Here is a 16,339-nt window from a genome sequence, read left to right as displayed (position 1 = left end):
TGCCCACGGGGCCCGCCTTACTTGACGCCGAGCCACGCCTCGATGGGGTGGAGGGCGAAGAAGACCAGGAAGACACCGGTCAGGACCCACATGAAGGCGCCGATCTCGCGGGCCTTGCCCTGCGCGACCTTGATGGCCACGTAGGAGATCACACCGGCGGCGACACCGGGGGTGATCGAGTAGGTGAAGGGCATGATCACCACGGTCAGGAAGACCGGGATGGCGGTCGCGGCGTCGGCCCAGTCCACGTGGCGGGCGTTCTGCATCATCATCGCGCCGATGATCACCAGGGCCGCGGAGGCGACCTCACCCGGGACGATCTGGGTGATCGGGGTGAAGAACAGGCACGCGGCGAAGAGCAGACCGCTGACGACGGACGCGAGACCCGTGCGGGCACCCTCGCCGACGCCGGTGGCGGACTCGACGAAGACCGTCTGGCCGGAGCCGCCGGCGATGCCGCCGATGGCGCCACCGGCGCCGTCGATGAACAGCGCCTTGGACAGGCCCGGCATGCGGCCCTTGTCGTCGGCCAGCTTGGCCTCGGTGCCGACGCCGATGATGGTGGCCATCGCGTCGAAGAAGCCGGCGAGCACCAGCGTGAAGACGATCATGCCGACCGTCATGACGCCGACGTCGCCCCAGCCGCCGAACTCGACCTTGCCGAAGAGCGAGAAGTCCGGCATCGAGATCGCGGAGCCCTCGAGGGTCGGCGGACCGTTCTTCCAGGCCTTCGGGTCGATGTCGACGATGGCGTTCAGGATCGCCGCGAGGACGGTGCCGCCGACGATGCCGATCAGGATGGCGCCGGGGATCTTGCGGGCCTGGAGCATGAAGATGCCCAGCAGGGTGACGCAGAACAGCAGGACCGGCCAGCCGGCGAGCTCGCCGACCGAACCGAGCTGGACCGGGGGACCGAACTCGGGGCCCTTGCCGACGAAGCCGGCCTTCACGAGACCGATCAGGGCGACGAACATGCCGATGCCCATGGTGATCGCGTGCTTGAGTGCGAGGGGGATCGCGTTCATGATCATCTCTCGGAGGCCGGTGACGACCAGGAGACAGATCACGACGCCGTACATGACGCACATGCCCATGGCCTGCGGCCAGGTCATCTGCGGGGCGACCTGAGAGGCCAGGACGCCGGATACGGAGAGGCCTGCGGCGAGGACCAGCGGGACCTTGCCGATGAAGCCCATCAGGAGGGTGGTCAGGGCCGCCGCGAAGGCGGTGGCCGTGATCAGGGCCTTCTGGCTCATCGTGTCCCCGGCGACGTCCTTGCCGGAGAGGATCAGCGGGTTGAGCAGGAGGATGTACGCCATGGCCATGAAGGTCGTGACGCCGCCACGAACCTCATTGCCTACGTTGGACCCTCTATGGGTGATGTGAAAGTAACGGTCGAGCCAAGAACGCCCGGCGGGGTTCAGAGAGCCGTCGCCGGCCTCTTCCGCGGTGGTCTTGGGCTCCACAGACGACTGGGTCATGGTGCCTAACTCCCAAGGTTCAAAGGGGCACCCGCATAAAGATTGGAGACGCGGGATTTGGGAAACTGCGTTGGCTGCACGACCCGGGGTGACGGCCCGAGGCGACGCGAAATGTGCACTGCGTGTACTGCGGGTAGTGCGGGGGTGACCGCTGGTACTACGTGGGGGTTTTGCAGGGGTTCTGCCAGTGACGAGGACCGCGAGCGGTGCGGTACTGCGTACTTCGTGCTCCGGGCGGTGCGGCGTGAAGTGTGACGTTCCCGAGTCACACCGCCCGGAAATCCGGGGGTGGGTCCGGGGGCCTCGCGGCCCCCGGACCACGCCGTCCTAGAGGGTCCCGGTAAGGGCTTCCGGACGGATCGGCGTCTTGTTGAGCTCCAGACCGGTCGCAGCACGGATCGCCGCGAGGACGGCCGGGGTGGACGACAGGGTCGGGGCCTCGCCGAGACCGCGAAGGCCGTAGGGGGCGTTCGGGTCGGCCAGCTCCAGGACGTCGACCGGGATGGTCGGGGTGTCCAGGATGGTCGGGATCAGGTAGTCCGTGAAGGAGGGGTTGCGCACCTTCGCGGTCTTCGGGTCCACGATGATCTCTTCCATGACCGCCACGCCGAGACCCTGGGTGGTACCACCCTGGATCTGGCCCACCACGGAGAGCATGTTCAGGGCCTTGCCGACGTCCTGGGCGGTCGCCAGCTCGACGACCTTGACGAGGCCGAGCTCGGTGTCCACCTCGACGACCGCGCGGTGCGCGGCGAAGGTGTACTGGACGTGGCCGTCGCCCTGGCCGGTCTTCAGGTCGAAGGCGACCGTCGGACGGTGGCGGAACTCGAGTTCGAGGTCGATGACCTCGTCCTCCAGGATGTCGGCGATGTCCGCGAGGACCTCGCCGCCGTCGGTGACGACCTTGCCGCCCTCCAGGAGCAGCTCCGCGTGGGCCCACGCCGGGTGGTACGAGCCGTTCTTGCGGCGGCCGATCTCCAGCAGCGCCTCGCGGACGTGCTCGCAGGTGTTCTTCACCGCGCCACCGGTCATGTACGTCTGCCGGGAGGCGGACGTGGAACCGGCGGAGCCGACCTGGGTGTCGGCCGGGTGGATGGTCACCTGCGTGACGCCCAGCTCCGTACGGGCGATCTGCGCGTGGACGGTGACGCCGCCCTGGCCGACCTCCGCCATGGCCGTGTGGACCATCGCGACGGGCTGGCCGTTGATGACCTCCAGGCGCACGCGGGCGGTGGAGTAGTCGTCGAAGCCCTCGGAGAAGCCGACGTTCTTGATGCCGACCGCGTAGCCGACGCCGCGGACGACGCCCTCGCCGTGGGTGGTGTTGGAGAGGCCGCCGGGCAGCGCGCGGACGTCCGCGTTCTCGCCGGCGGTCTCCCACTGGCGCTCCGGCGGCAGCGGGCGGGCCTTGACCCGGCGCAGCAGCTCGGCGACCGGGGCCGGGGAGTCCACGACCTGGCCGGTGGGCATGATCGTGCCCATCTCCATGGCGTTCAGCTGGCGGAACTCGACCGGGTCCATGCCCAGCTTCGCCGCGAGCTTGTCCATCTGGGCCTCGTACGCGAAGCAGGCCTGGACGGCGCCGAAGCCGCGCATCGCGCCGCAGGGCGGGTTGTTCGTGTAGAGCGCGATCGCCTCGATGTCCACGTCGTCGATGACGTACGGGCCGACCGAGAGGGAGGACGCGTTGCCGACGACGGCCGGGGAGGCCGAGGCGTAGGCGCCGCCGTCGAGCACGATCTTGCACTTCATGTGCGTGATCTTGCCGTCCTTGGTGGCGCCGTGCTCGTACCAGAGCTTCGCCGGGTGGCGGTGCACGTGGCCGAAGAAGGACTCGAAGCGGTTGTAGACGATCTTGACCGGCTTGTTCGTGGCCAGGGCCAGGAGGCAGGCGTGGATCTGCATCGAGATGTCCTCGCGGCCGCCGAAGGCACCGCCGACGCCCGAGAGCGTCATGCGGACCTTCTCCGGCGGGAGGCCGAGGACCGGGGCGATCTGCTGGAGGTCCGAGTGCAGCCACTGGGTGGCGACGTAGAGGTCGACGCCGCCGTCCTCGGACGGCACGGCCAGACCGGACTCCGGGCCGAGGAAGGCCTGGTCCTGCATGCCGAAGGTGTACTCGCCCTCGACGATCACGTCGGCGCGCTTGCGGGCCTCTTCCACGTTGCCGCGGATGATCGGCTGGCGGTGCACGATGTTCGGGTGCGGGACGTGACCGGAGTGGTGGTCGTCGCGGCCCGGGTGGATCAGCGGCGCGTCGGCGGCGAGGGCGGAGGCCTCGTCCGTGACGAGCGGCAGCTCCTTGTAGTCGATCTTGATCTTGGCGGCCGCGCGGCGGGCGGTCTCCGGGTGGTCGGCGGCCACGAGGGCGACCGGCTCACCGTGGTGGCGCACCCGGCCGTTGGCCAGGACCGGGGTGTCCTGGATCTCCAGGCCGTAGTTCTTCATCTCGGCCGGCAGGTCGTCGTACGTCAGCACCGAGTAGACGCCCGGCATGGCCAGGGCCTCGGAGATGTCGATGGAGACGATCTCGGCGTGGGCGACGGTGCTGCGCAGGGTCTGGCCCCACAGCATGTCCTCGTGCCACATGTCCGAGGAGTACGCGAACTCGCCGGTGACCTTGAGGGTGCCGTCCGGACGGAGCGTGGACTCGCCGATGCCGCCCTTGGTGTGGTTCTGGGTGACGTTCGTCGGCGTACCCACGGTGCGGGTGTTCTGAGCCATGATCAGACCGCCTCTCCCTGACGGGCGGCCGCGAGGCGGACCGCGTCGAGGATCTTCTCGTAGCCCGTGCAGCGGCAGAGGTTGCCGGACAGGGCCTCACGGATGTCCTGGTCGGACGGGTCGGCGTTCTGCTCCAGGAGAGCGTCGGCCTGGACCAGCAGACCCGGGGTGCAGAAACCGCACTGGACCGCGCCGGCGTCGATGAACGCCTGCTGGATGTTGGAGAGCGCGGCGCCCTCGCCCGTCTGGGAGTCGGTGCCCTTGGCGGACCACGCCTTGGCCTCGTCCGTGGAGACGCCCTTGCCGCCGCCGCACGCGCCGGTGCCGCAGGAGTGGCCGTGCTCGTCGCGCTGCTTGGCGAAGTCCGCCAGGCCCTCGACGGTCACGACGTCGCGGCCCTCGACCTGGCCGGCCGCGACCAGACAGGAACAGACCGGCACGCCGTCGAGGCGGACGGTGCAGGAACCGCACTCGCCCTGCTCGCACGCGTTCTTGGAGCCGGGCAGGCCCAGGCGCTCACGCAGCACGTAGAGGAGGGACTCGCCCTCCCAGACGTCGTCGGCTTCCTGCGGACGACCGTTGACGGTGAAATTGACGCGCATGATTACGCAGCCCCTTCAAGCGAGCGGCCGTTCGTGCCGCGGTACTGCTCCCAGGTCCAGACGAGCTGGCGGCGAGCAAGGATGCCAACCGCGTGGCGGCGGTACTTCGCCGTGCCGCGGACGTCGTCGATCGGGTTGCAGGAGGCGGACGCGAGCTCACCGAACTGCTTGGCGATCGACGGGGTGATGACCTTGCCGTTGTCCCAGAAACCGCCCTCTTCGAGCGCGGCGTTCAGGAACTCCTCGGCAGCCTTGGCCCGGATCGGGGTCGGGGCCGCCGAGGCGATGCCCGTACGCACGGTGCGGGTGTCGGGGTGCAGCGCGATGCCGAAGCCGCAGACGGCGATGACCATCGCGTTGCGGGTGCCGACCTTGGAGTACTGCTGCGGGCCCGTGGCGTTCTTGATGTGGACCGTCTTGATGAGCTCGTCGGCGGCGAGCGCGTTGCGCTTCACGCCGGTGTAGAACTCGTCGATCGGGATCAGGCGGGAGCCGCGCACCGACTCGACCTCGACGTGGCAGTCGGCGGCGAGCAGGGCGGGGTGGGAGTCACCGGCGGGCGAGGCGCAACCGAGGTTGCCGCCGACACCGCCTCGGTTGCGGATCTGCGGGGACGCGACCGTGTGCGAGGCGAGCGCGAGACCCGGCAGCGTCGCGCGCAGGTTCTCCATGATCTGGGTGTACGGGACGGAGGCGCCGAGCTTGGTGACCTCCTCGCCGACCTCCCACTCCCGCAGCAGTTCGATGCGGTTGAGGTCCAGGAGGTATTCCGGACGGCGGTGGTCGAAGTTGATCTCGACCATGATGTCGGTGCCACCCGCAATCGGCACAGCTGTGGGGTACTCGGCCTTGGCGGCGAGTGCCTCCTCCCAGCTGGCGGGGCGAAGGAAGTCCATGTGCGGCTCTCTTCTTCTTAATCGGGTCGTTCACTTCAAGCCAGGAGGCCGAAGGGCCCTCGACTGGTCGTTCACGTGCTGTTAACGCGGTGTGGAGCCAGTACACAAGCCCGGTGTCCCTCGGGTGCAGTCACCGAAACCATGAAGGAGTTGGCTGGCGGCCTCCTTCGTCTTGTAGATTCGTATGAAAGGCAGGATGCGACGACCTGCCCGATTTCCAACGGCAACATTCGAGACAGATCGGCGGCGACATCATGCGGCTGCGCGCACTGCTGGAAACCGAGGCGCTGGGGCTGCGGCTGCTGGGCGGCGAGGAAGAACTCGACCGGACGGTCCGCGGGGTCATGACGACCGACCTGAGGGATCCCAGCCGATACCTGACGGGGGGAGAACTTGTACTCACAGGCCTCGCATGGCGAAGAAATTCAGCCGACTCCGAGCCATTCGTACGAATCCTCGCGAGCGCGGGGGTAGCGGGCCTCGCGGCCGGCGAAGCGGAACTGGGAGACATCCCGGATGATCTGGTTTCGGCCTGTGTGCGAAACCGGCTCCCGCTCTTCGCGGTGAACGAGGACGTTGCATTCGCCACCATCACGGAATACGTGGTGCGGCAGGTTTCCGGGGAGCGCGCGGGCGACCTCGCGGCGGTCGTGGACCGCCACCGGCGCCTGATGACCTCGGGCCCCGCGGGCGGCGGACCCGATGTGGTGCTGGATCTGCTCACCACGGACCTCGATCTGCGGGCCTGGGTGCTCTCCCCCACCGGCCGGCAGATCGCCGGAGCGGGCGAGCCGCTGGCGCCGGGGATCTGCGCGACGCTGGCGAGCGAACACCTCGCGGCGGTCCGGACGGGCCGCAGGGGCCCGCACCGGCTGTCCATCCAGGGTATTACCTACTCCCTCTTCCCGATCAGGGGACACGGCCGCGGCCCTGGTCAGGCCACCCGCGACGTGCGCGAGAGCGTCCTGTCGGACTGGCTGCTGGCCGTCGAGGCGGACGCGGGCGACTGGCCCGCCGAGCGCCTGGACCTGCTCCAGGGCGTCACCCAGCTCATCGCCGTCGAGCGGGACCGCCGCGACGCGGCCCGTACGGTGCGCCGCCGGCTGGCGCAGGAGGTGCTGGAGCTGGTCCAGACGGGCGCCCCGCCCGCCGAGATCGCCGCCCGCCTGCGGGTGGCCGCCCCGGTGCTGCTGCCCGGGCTGGGCGCGGCCCCGCACTGGCAGGTCGTCGTGGCGCGGGTGGACTGGGAAGGCGGGGACATCCCCGGCGGCCCGGTGGCCCAGTCGCTGCTGGAGGAGATCCTGGTCGACCCGTCGCTGTCCGGACCGGAGCCGTCGGACCGGATCGCGGTGGCCCACGCCGGCGACGAGGCCATCGCGCTCGTGCCGCTGCCCGCGCTCTCCGGGGACGCCGGGGAGGACAAGGGCCCGGACTCCGCCCTGCACGCCGACGCGCTCCTGGCGGCCGTACGCGAGCCGCTGGCGGCCGGTCTGGCCGACGACGGGCGGCTCACGCTCGGCGTCAGCGCGGCCGTGCACTCCGCCGAGGGGCTGCGCGGGGCGCTGGAGGAGGCCCGGCACGCCCGCCGGGTCGCGGCGGCCCGGCCCGGCCGGGTGTGCGCGGCCGGCCACCACGAGCTGGCCTCGCACGTGCTGCTGCTGCCGTTCGTGCCGGACGACGTCCGCCGCGCCTTCACGGCCCGGCTGCTGGACCCGCTGCGGGACTACGACCGCCGGCACCGGGCGGAGCTCATCCCGACCCTGGAGGCGTTCCTGGACTGCGACGGCTCCTGGACCCGCTGCGCGACCCGGTTGCACCTGCACGTCAACACGCTGCGCTACCGGGTCGGGCGAATCGAGCAGCTGACGGCGCGCGACCTTTCGCGACTGGAGGACAAGCTCGACTTCTTCCTGGCCCTGCGCATGAGCTGACCCCGGCCCTCCCATCTGCGCACTCCTGCGGAGGGGCCGGGCAGGGGCGGCTGACGAGCCGTCCGGACTTTGTGAAAGAGTTCACCCGACCCCTTGGCCGAGGCAGCAGATCCGTGCTCTCATTTCGCCCCAGGGCTCAACGACGTGCTGCTTGGCTGCTTCGGGGAGGGCAATGTGGCGGACACCGCCATGTCCGGTGCGGGATCGACCGGGGGCGACGACCCCCTCCAGCGGGCGATATGGCGGCTGCGCTCGCGCGGCTGTTGGACGGACGCGGCGGCCCTGCTGACGCCGCACGCGCACGACGCGGGGGCGGCGGTCCAGCGCACCGCGCTCCTGGTGGAGCGGTGCCTGTTCACCGGGCAGGGCTGGTCCGACGCGGAGGACGCGCTGCGGGTGGCCGAGGCCGTGGCCCACGACGACGACGAACGGGGCGCGGCGGCCTGCGAACGGGGCCAGCTGGCGTACGCGGCGACCGTGCTCGGCGTGCGCGACCGGGCCGACGAGGCCCGCTCGGCGCTGGGCCGCGCGGCCGCACTGCTGTCCCCGGGGTCCCGGACGCGCCCGCTGCTGGACTTCCGGCGGGGCCTGGTCGCCGAGCACCTGGCGGACGCCCCGCAGGCGGCCCGGCCGGCGTACGACCGCGCTCACACGGGGGCGGTGGCGCACGGGGACACCCTGCTGCTGTCCTTCACCTGGCGCCACCTGGCCGCGCTGGCGCTGCGGGACGGCGAGGTCGCCGAGGCCCGCAAGGGCTTCGCGGAGTCCCTGCGGATCCGCGAGGACCTGGGCTTCCTGGTCGGCACCGCGCCGGCGCTGGCGGCCCTGGCCGAGGTCGAACCGGAACCCGAGGCCGCCCGCCTCCGCGCGGAGGCGCGCCGCCTCTTCCACCTCCTGGGCGGCATCCCGACCTGGCTGGCGGACCAGCTCACCCCGGCGGCCTAACCCTGCCGGTTCCCTGCGGGAGCGGCGGCAGGGATGCGGGCCGACGGCCGATGCGGTACCGCCGGGCGCCCTGCGGGGCAGCTCGATCGCTGCGCGGGGCTGGATTCGCTGCGCGAATCCAGCCCCGCCGGCGTTTGAGGCGCGGGCGCGGTAGCGCCGTGTCCTGAGCCGCGCCCGGCGACTGAGGGCGAGAACGGTTGAAGGGCGGGTAGGGGACCCGGCCGCCCCCGAAGGGCTACGCTCCGGCGAAGTGGGCCCGGACCAGCGCCTCCACCGCCACGAGATCGCGTGCGACGAGCGCATCGAGCAGAGCCGAATGCTCCGCCGCATCCGCCACCAGATCCCCCCGCCGCACCCGCGGAGCGCCCGGCAGGGGCCACTGGGCGCGCCGGTGCAGTTCCTCGGCGATGCTCACCAGCTGGCCGTTGCCCGACAGCGAGAGCACCGCCCGGTGGAAGGCCCGGTCGGCTTCCGCGTACCGGGGCAGGTCCCCCTCGGCGGCCGCCTCGGCGGCGGCGAGGGCGGCCGGCCGGAGGGACTCCCAGGTCTCGACGGGTACGGACCGGGCCAGCCGGAGCATCACCGGCACCTCGATGAGGGCCCGGACCTCGGACAGCTCCGCCTGCCCGCGGGGGGTGCGGGTCAGCACCCGGAAGCCGCGGTTGGGCAGGCATTCCACCGCCCCCTCCAGCGCCAGCTGCTGCATGGCCTCGCGGACGGGGGTCGCGGAGACCCCGAAGCGTTCGCCGAGCGCGGGGCCCGAGTAGATCTCCCCCGGCACCAGCTCCCCCTCCACGAGGGCGGCGCGCAGCGCGTCCAGGACCTGCCCGCGCACCGAATGGCGCAGCACCTTCTGCGGCGGGATCAGGGGCTCCCGCCGCCGTGGCTCCCGCTCCTGCGGCGCCTGCTCGTCCGACACCGGGGCGTGGGCCGCTCCGTGCACTCGGTCCTCCTCCGGGTCTCGACCGGTTCCGAGGATAGGTGACGGGCCCCGGGCGGCCCGGAGGAGACCGGGGGCGAGAGGGGGCTCCCCACGCTCCATGAGATCAGCTAAGGTAAGGCTTACCTTCTTCGACGACGCGTGATTCGGTGGTCCCCCATGCCCGGCTCGGCCGTTCCCGTCCTGCTCCCGTCCGCATCCGCCCCGGCCGGCTCTCCGGTGGCACGTGCGTACGAGCGCCTGGCGGCGGCCTACCCGAGCCTGCGGATCGAGGAACGCGGCGCGCACGAACCCCTCCCTCGCGGTGTGGGCTGGGTCGGTGCGCACGAGCTCGCGGAGGGCGGTCCGGCCCAGGACGCCTACCTCGCCTGGGACGACGCCCAGGTGCGACGGGACTACGGGCGCCCGGCGCGGCCCGACGTGGTGGCCGGATTCGGCCTCCACCGGTACGCGTGGCCCGCCTGCCTGCTGATCACCGTCCCGTGGTTCCTGGAACGCCGGGTGCCCCGGATGCCCGTGGAGCAGGTCGCGTTCCACCGGACCCGGGGGCGCCTGTCCGTACGGGTCGAGGAGTTCGCCTGCCTGCCGGACGACCCGGCGGCCTCCCTCCCCGGGGCGCGGGTCGTCCCCGGCGAGGAGGCCCTGCGGGGTGAGGTGCGGGCAGCGGTGGCCCAGCACCTCGGACCGCTGCTGGAAGGCTTCGGCCCGCGGATGCGGCGGCGGCGCCACGCCCTGTGGGCGATGGCGGCCGACGAGGTGGTCGAGGGGCTCTGGTACGTGGGGAGCCTGCTGGGCGAGGAGCGGCGGGCCGTGCGCGAGCTGGAGCTGCTGCTGCCCGGTGCGCTCGCCCCCTACACGGCCGGCGCCGGCTTCCGCACCCTCAGCGGGCACGGCGGCGCCGAACTGACCACCCGGGACCGCGCGAGCTGCTGCTTCTCCTACACCATCGACCCGACGGACACCTGTACGACCTGCCCGCGCACCTGCGACGCCGAGCGCGTCACCCGGCTCACGGCGGCCGCCGCCTGAACCCACCCGTGCGGATGAAGTGGATTCGAACTCAACTCGCCCTGAACGAGCGCCCGTTCGACCCACAACACCCTATCCGACGGGACCCGCCCCCCGATGGCGTCCACTTGCCCCGAAACCCACGTGCACCACTGACCGGCTGCGCCACTATGGCGCCCGGAAAGCCGCATACGCGAGGCAAGGGACATCCGCATGAGACTGACCGACATATCGCTGGACTGGCTGCTGCCCGGCAGCCTGCTGATCCTGGGCGTGCTCGCGGCAGTGGCGGTGGTGGCCCGTGGGAAGCGTGAGGGCGAGAAGGCGACGGCCGACGACAGCTGGGAACGCAGCGAGGAACGCCGCCGCCGCAAGGAGGCCGTCTACGGGACCGCCTCCTACGTCCTGCTGTTCTGCTGTGCGGCGGTCGCCGCCGCGCTCTCCTTCCACGGGCTCGTCGGCTTCGGCCGGCAGAACCTCAACCTCTCCGGCGGCTGGGAGTACCTGGTCCCCTTCGGCCTCGACGGCGCCGCCATGTTCTGCTCGGTGCTCGCCGTCCGCGAAGCCAGCCACGGCGACGCGGCCCTCGGCTCCCGGATGCTGGTCTGGCTCTTCGCCGGGGCGGCCGCCTGGTTCAACTGGGTCCACGCCCCCCGCGGTACGGGCCACGACGGCGCCCCGCAGTTCTTCGCCGGGATGTCGCTCTCGGCGGCGGTGCTCTTCGACCGGGCCCTGAAGCAGACCCGCCGGGCGGCCCTGCGCGAACAGGGCCTGATCCCGCGCCCGCTGCCGCAGATCCGCATGGTCCGCTGGCTGCGGGCCCCCCGGGAGACCTTCGGCGCCTGGTCGCTGATGCTGCTGGAGGGGGTGCGCACCCTCGACGAGGCGGTGGACGAGGTGCGCGAGGACAAGAAGGAGCGCGAACAGGACCGGCACCGCAGGCGGGAACAGCACCGCCTCGACCGCGCCCGCATCAAGGCGCTGGGCCGGCAGCACAGGGCGTTCGGGCGTGCCCGGGCGCGTCAGGTCGACCTGCCGGGGCTCGCCCCCGGAGCGGGCTCCGCGCCGGTCGGCGCGGAGCCCGCCATATCGGAAGCGGGACAGCTGCCCCTGCTACCACTGGGAGGGACCCCCAGAAGGCCCTCGCTGCAAGCCGTGAACGGAACCGAATCCCCTGATCCGTCCGGCTCCCGGACGGTGGACCTCACCGCCGAGGACGACACCCAGACGATCCCCCGGCTCGACTCCCTGGAGCGCAAACTGAAGGACCTGGAGCAGCAGTTCGGCTGACCGGACCGCACATGACACCGAGGCGGGGCACCCCCGGGGCGCCCCGCCTCCGCACGCTCAGGCCCGGGCCGCGCCCGCGGCACCGAGCTCGAACCAGACGACCTTGCCGGACCCCATCGCGAGCGGGTCCACGCCCCAGGCGTCGGCCAGCGCCTGCACCAGGACCAGCCCGCGGCCGTGCGTACCGTCGTCGGCGGACGGTACGTGCGGCCGGGGCAGGCGGGCGGCGTGGTCGCGGACCTCGACCCTGAGCCGGCCGCCCCGGACGGTCGCGGACACCTCGGCGCCCTGGTCGGTGTGGACGAGGGCATTGGTGACCACCTCGGTGATCAGCAGCTCCGCCACCTCGGCCGTCTCGCCCCGGCAGCGGTGGCGCACCAGCTCCCTCAGGGCCCTGCGGACCTCCCCCACCGCCCTCAGGTCGGCCCGGCGCACGCTCCGCGCCATCTCGGCGCGGTCCTGCCCGTCACCCTCCGACGGCTCCCGCGCCACCGGCCGCCCGGTCCTCCACGTCTTCCCGGTGCTCGCCCCCACCCGCACGGCGACATACCTCCCCGTATTGCGCTGCCCGTGGTCTCGAACAGGTCTACGGGATGCATGCCCTCGGCGACGGTGCGCACTCCTTCGGCCTCGACTGCCGGACACCTTCCGGAGGTCGGATCGAGCCGTTCGGGCCGTCCCGGCGTGCCCCGGGGGCGGCACGGCCGCGTCGGCGGATCATGCGAATCCGGCCACCGTCCCGGCACCGGTCTTCGGCGGAACCGACAGGGCGCCGCGGCCCGCCACCACGCCCGCCGGCGCGGAGCCCCCGTCCGGAAAGCATCCCCCGAACCGGCCGTGAGCTGCTCGGGCCCCTCCCCCGGGGCCCCAAGGGCGCCCGCCGCGCGGACGATCGCGGCGGAGTCCGGGCTCCGGTTCGTCGTTCCGCACGAAGGAAGGCCGAAAACCGGCATTCCCCCACCCGCCGGCGTCCGGTGAGGAGTTGCCGAAGAAGGTCACTTTGACGGGCAGGCCCTACTGCACCGGGGGGAGGAAATCTCCCCTCGGCACCGGGCAACCGCCGTCACCCGACGGCGGCACCCCTTGACGGCGGGGGCCCGCGCACCGGGCACCACCCGCCGTTCGAGGAACGATAACGCGCCGTCCACGCATTGCACATGTCCGCGTCGAAGCCGAACACCACTGCTGGGCAGGGGAGTTCACGGAGCGCTGCGCGGTCACGCCTCCCAGAGCGCGGCGGCCGTACGGTCGTCGGCGTAGCCCTTGAGGCGGAGCTGGGTGTCGGCGAGGAAGGCCGCCAGACCCGGCGGCTCCCCGTGCGACCAGCGGGCGGCGAGCTCGGCCGGGAGCAGGTCCTCCTCGCGCATGGGCTCCGCGAGGCCGCCGGAGCAGAGCAGCAGGGTGTCGCCCGGGCGGGCCACCGAGGCCCGGAAGCGGAAGCCGACTGCCGGGGCGGCGGCGTCCTCCTCCAGGTCCTGCCAGCGGCCCGCCCGCAGCCGGAACACGCCGCCGGCGCCGGCGCCGAAGCAGATCCGGTGGGGGCAGTCCGGGTCCAGGGGCAGCAGGAGCCCGCGCAGCCCGGCGGTGTACGCCTCCTCGGCGAGCCCGAGCTCGGCGGCGCGGGCCCGCAGCCGCCCGTAGCCGCGGTCGGTCAGGCGCTGCAGCCCCGACAGCAGGGCCTCGCGCCGGCCCGCCCGGATGTCGTCGGCGAGCCGCTCCCGGCTGCGCCCGACGGCCGCCGCGACGAGGTGCCCGAGCTCGGCGGCCGCCTCCCGGGCCCCCGGGGCGGCCCGGTCCCCGCCGGCCAGCACCACCAGCACCAGGGCCCCGTCACCGCTGCCGAAGCGGGCGGTGAGCAGGAAGTCCCGCCGGGCCTCGCCCCGGTAGCGGGCGGAGTCCCCGCGCAGGGAGGCGGCCCGCAGGGTGTACGTCCCGTAGCGGGCGCCCTCCAGGACGGTGTCCGGGGTCAGGAAGTCCAGCGCGGCCGGGTCGGCGGCGGGCAGTGCTCCCGGCTCGGCGGCGTAGGTGGGCGCGCGGTCGCCGAGGTGCTGCACGGCGGGCCGCTCGGGCGGCGGGGCCGGGGCGGGCGGCACGGCCAGGTCCCCCTGCGCGTACCCGGTCCGCCCGGTCACCCGCGGGTCCGGCGGCGGGGCCGGTTCCGGCGGGGCGGGGGGTGCCGGGGGCACGGCGGCCCGGTACCCGGGCGGGGGCGGCGGTACGGGCGGGGGCGCGGGGACGGGCCCGGGGGCGGGCGCGGGGGGAGCCGGCGGCGGGGCCTGCGGCGGCACCTGCGGCGGCTCCCGCCCGGCCTCCCCGGAGACCTGCGCGGGCTCCCGGCGGGGGCCCGGCACGGCGGGTTCGGGCGGGGCCGGGTCCGTCACGAGGACCGACGCCGAGCGGAAGCGCTGGTCCAGGGTGTCCCCCGGGTCGGGGTCGGGGGCGGGGCCCGCGTCGGGGTCCTCGTAGAGCTTCTGCCACCAGTCCTGCGCGCCCTGCTGACTCATGCCCCCATTCTGGGCGCGACCGGGCGGCGGAAAACCCCGAATCCGGGAAAAGGGCCCACCGGGCCGCGACCCCGTGCTCCCCTCCCCCACCACCCGTACGTACGGGCGGATTTCGTACGTCAGATCGCCCCTCCCGGAAAGCGGAGGCGGCAGCACCTTGGCGGAGGGGCGGGGGATGCGGCGAAGATGGCGGCGGCGGAATCGCGCCGTGGCCGCTTCCCGCCAGGAACGGCTCAGGGGAATGGGGGGTGGACGGGTTGCTGGGAGCGATAGGCCTGGACGAGGGCCAGGAATCGGCGTACCGGGCGCTGGTGGCACTGGGAGCGGCCGAGGTGCCCGACCTGGCGCACCGGCTGACCCTGCCGGTGCCGCAGACCGAACGGGCCCTGCGGCACCTGGAACGCCACGGGCTGGCGGCCCGCTCCTCGGCGCACCCGGGCCGCTGGGTGGCCGCACCGCCGGGCGTCGCCCTGGAGGCCCTGCTGACCCGGCAGCGGGACGAACTGGAACGGGCGGAGACCGCCGCCGCGCTGCTGGCCCGGGAGTACCGGGCGGAGGCCGCCGAACCGGCGGTGCACGACCTGGTGGAGGTGGTCACGGGCGCGAGCGCCGTGGCCCGCCGCTTCCAGCAGCTCCGGCTGGGCGCGCGGGAGCAGGTCTGCGCGCTCCTCGCCGACCGGCCCCGGGGGGTGTCCGGACCGGAGGACGGCACCGGGGACCGGGCGGCCGTACGGGGCGTCGAGTACCGGGTGGTCATCCAGCGCGAACTGCTGACCCTGCCCGCCGGCATGCGGGAGGCCTCCAGCGCCCTGGCCCGCGGACAGCGGATCCGGGTGGCGGCGACGGTCCCCACGAAGCTGCTGATCGCGGACGGCACCCTCGCCATGGTCCCGCTGACGGCCCGCGGGGCGGAGCCGGCGGCCCTGGTGGTGCACGCGTCGGGCCTGCTCGAATCGCTGCGGGGCCTCTTCGAGGCGGTGTGGCGGGAGTCCCTCCCGCTGCGGCTGGGCGCCACGGGCCACCCCGAGGAGGGCGACGGCGGCCCCGACACCATCGACCTGGAGATCCTCTCCCTGCTGCTGGCGGGGATGACGGACGCGAGCGTGGCCAAGCACCTGGAACTCGGACTGCGGACGGTCCAGCGGCGGGTGAAGGGACTGATGGAGCTGACCGGCGTGACGACCCGGCTCCAGCTGGGCTGGCACGCGTACGAACGGGGCTGGGTGGCCCGATAGCCGGGGGTCGGTCACGCTGGGCGCATGGATCTGCCGCAGCTGCTCCTGGTGGGCCTGGTGCTGCTGCTCGGGGTGGTGGGGGTCCTGGTCCCGGGGGTACCGGGCACCCTGCTGGTCTGGGCGGGACTGCTGTGGTGGTCCCTGCACGAGCGTTCCGCGGCCGCGTGGGCGGTCCTGGTCGCGTCGACGGCCCTGCTGCTGGTGGTGCAGGTGGTGAAGTGGCAACTGCCGCCGAGGCGGCTGCGGGGCATCGGCGTCACCCGCCGGATGGCCGCCTACGCGGGCGCGGGCGCGGTGGCGGGCTTCGTCCTGCTGCCGGTGGTGGGGGCGGTGCCGGGGTTCGTGGGCGGCATCTACCTGTGCGAACGCCGGCGGCTGGGCACGCACGGGGAGGCGTGGGCGTCGGTCCGGGCGGTGATGCGGGCGGTGGGGACGAGCGTGCTGGTGGAGTTGCTGGCGTGCCTTTCGGTGACGGCGGCGTGGCTCGGCACGGTCCTGGCCGGCCCCCCTTCTTGACGCGCCGCTCGCGCGGCTCGGCCGCAGGCGGCCTCCCCGGCTTCGCGCCGCTGCGCCGGACTCCGTCCGGCGGCCTGTCGGGCGGGGCCGGTTCGGGTGGCCGATGCCGGTGGGCGGGTGCGGGCGGGTGAGCCGCTGCGCGGAGCGGGTCCCCTACCCACCCTTCCACCGTTCCCAGGGGCTCCGCCCCTGACCCCGTACGGCGCTACCGCGCCCGCGGCGCCCCACCCCGGCCGGCGGGGATCATCCCCCGCCCCGGGGGGTGGG

Annotated in this window: 13 protein-coding genes; 6 read left to right on the top strand and 7 right to left on the bottom strand. The window is 73.3% G+C overall.

Features of this window, described 5'->3' with window-relative positions; genetic code table 11:
• Positions 1-17 precede the first annotated feature (17 nt).
• From ACIPW5_RS37700 to ACIPW5_RS37685, 4 genes are all read right to left on the bottom strand, one after another.
• Positions 18-1,481, bottom strand: coding sequence for an NCS2 family permease (locus ACIPW5_RS37700; protein WP_401255335.1), 1,464 nt, complete (start codon positions 1,479-1,481; stop codon positions 18-20).
• Between the two features lie 327 nt (positions 1,482-1,808).
• Complete coding sequence (gene pucD, locus ACIPW5_RS37695; RefSeq protein ID WP_401255332.1) at positions 1,809-4,205, bottom strand: xanthine dehydrogenase subunit D; 2,397 nt, start codon at positions 4,203-4,205, stop codon at positions 1,809-1,811.
• 2 nt (positions 4,206-4,207) lie between these two features.
• Entirely contained in the window at positions 4,208-4,807 is a 600-nt protein-coding gene (locus ACIPW5_RS37690) for a (2Fe-2S)-binding protein (RefSeq protein ID WP_401255329.1), read from the bottom strand.
• A 2-nt stretch (positions 4,808-4,809) separates the two neighbouring features.
• A complete protein-coding gene (locus ACIPW5_RS37685) occupies positions 4,810-5,703 on the bottom strand; it encodes a xanthine dehydrogenase family protein subunit M (RefSeq protein WP_007267274.1) in 894 nt (297 codons plus the stop codon).
• A 254-nt stretch (positions 5,704-5,957) separates the two neighbouring features.
• Here ACIPW5_RS37685 and ACIPW5_RS37680 point away from each other — a divergent pair, with 254 nt between their 5' ends.
• A complete protein-coding gene (locus tag ACIPW5_RS37680) occupies positions 5,958-7,634 on the top strand; it encodes a PucR family transcriptional regulator (protein ID WP_401255326.1) in 1,677 nt (558 codons plus the stop codon).
• Between the two features lie 174 nt (positions 7,635-7,808).
• Positions 7,809-8,579 carry a hypothetical protein gene (locus ACIPW5_RS37675; RefSeq protein ID WP_401255323.1) on the top strand — a complete coding sequence of 257 codons (771 nt, stop codon included), beginning with the start codon at positions 7,809-7,811 and terminating at the stop codon, positions 8,577-8,579.
• 235 nt (positions 8,580-8,814) lie between these two features.
• On the opposite strand, the gene ACIPW5_RS37670 is transcribed toward ACIPW5_RS37675, so the two are convergent.
• A complete protein-coding gene (locus ACIPW5_RS37670) occupies positions 8,815-9,621 on the bottom strand; it encodes a GntR family transcriptional regulator (protein ID WP_401255321.1) in 807 nt (268 codons plus the stop codon).
• A 57-nt stretch (positions 9,622-9,678) separates the two neighbouring features.
• Between ACIPW5_RS37670 and ACIPW5_RS37665 the strand changes: the two genes are divergently transcribed.
• Positions 9,679-10,548 carry a (2Fe-2S)-binding protein gene (locus tag ACIPW5_RS37665; RefSeq protein ID WP_401255318.1) on the top strand — a complete coding sequence of 290 codons (870 nt, stop codon included), beginning with the start codon at positions 9,679-9,681 and terminating at the stop codon, positions 10,546-10,548.
• Between the two features lie 192 nt (positions 10,549-10,740).
• Positions 10,741-11,817: a DUF2637 domain-containing protein gene (locus ACIPW5_RS37660; protein ID WP_401255315.1), complete on the top strand. Its 1,077-nt coding sequence runs from the start codon at positions 10,741-10,743 to the stop codon at positions 11,815-11,817.
• Positions 11,818-11,874: 57 nt separating this feature from the next.
• Here ACIPW5_RS37660 and ACIPW5_RS37655 read toward each other — a convergent pair whose 3' ends face one another.
• Together ACIPW5_RS37655 and ACIPW5_RS37650 are read right to left on the bottom strand one after the other, a co-directional pair.
• A complete protein-coding gene (locus tag ACIPW5_RS37655; protein ID WP_401255312.1) occupies positions 11,875-12,309 on the bottom strand; it encodes an ATP-binding protein in 435 nt (144 codons plus the stop codon).
• A gap of 725 nt (positions 12,310-13,034) precedes the next feature.
• Positions 13,035-14,321, bottom strand: coding sequence for a protein phosphatase 2C domain-containing protein (locus ACIPW5_RS37650; protein WP_401255309.1), 1,287 nt, complete (start codon positions 14,319-14,321; stop codon positions 13,035-13,037).
• A gap of 257 nt (positions 14,322-14,578) precedes the next feature.
• Between ACIPW5_RS37650 and ACIPW5_RS37645 the strand changes: the two genes are divergently transcribed.
• Both ACIPW5_RS37645 and ACIPW5_RS37640 read left to right on the top strand, forming a co-directional pair.
• Positions 14,579-15,556: a helix-turn-helix domain-containing protein gene (locus tag ACIPW5_RS37645; RefSeq protein ID WP_401255374.1), complete on the top strand. Its 978-nt coding sequence runs from the start codon at positions 14,579-14,581 to the stop codon at positions 15,554-15,556.
• Positions 15,557-15,580: 24 nt separating this feature from the next.
• Positions 15,581-16,072: a DUF456 domain-containing protein gene (locus tag ACIPW5_RS37640; RefSeq protein WP_401255306.1), complete on the top strand. Its 492-nt coding sequence runs from the start codon at positions 15,581-15,583 to the stop codon at positions 16,070-16,072.
• The last annotated feature ends 267 nt before the right edge of the window (positions 16,073-16,339 follow it).

The organism is Streptomyces sp. NPDC090077 (assembly GCF_044747545.1).
Lineage (GTDB): Bacteria > Actinomycetota > Actinomycetes > Streptomycetales > Streptomycetaceae > Streptomyces.
This window is presented reverse-complemented; position numbering and strand designations above follow the sequence as displayed.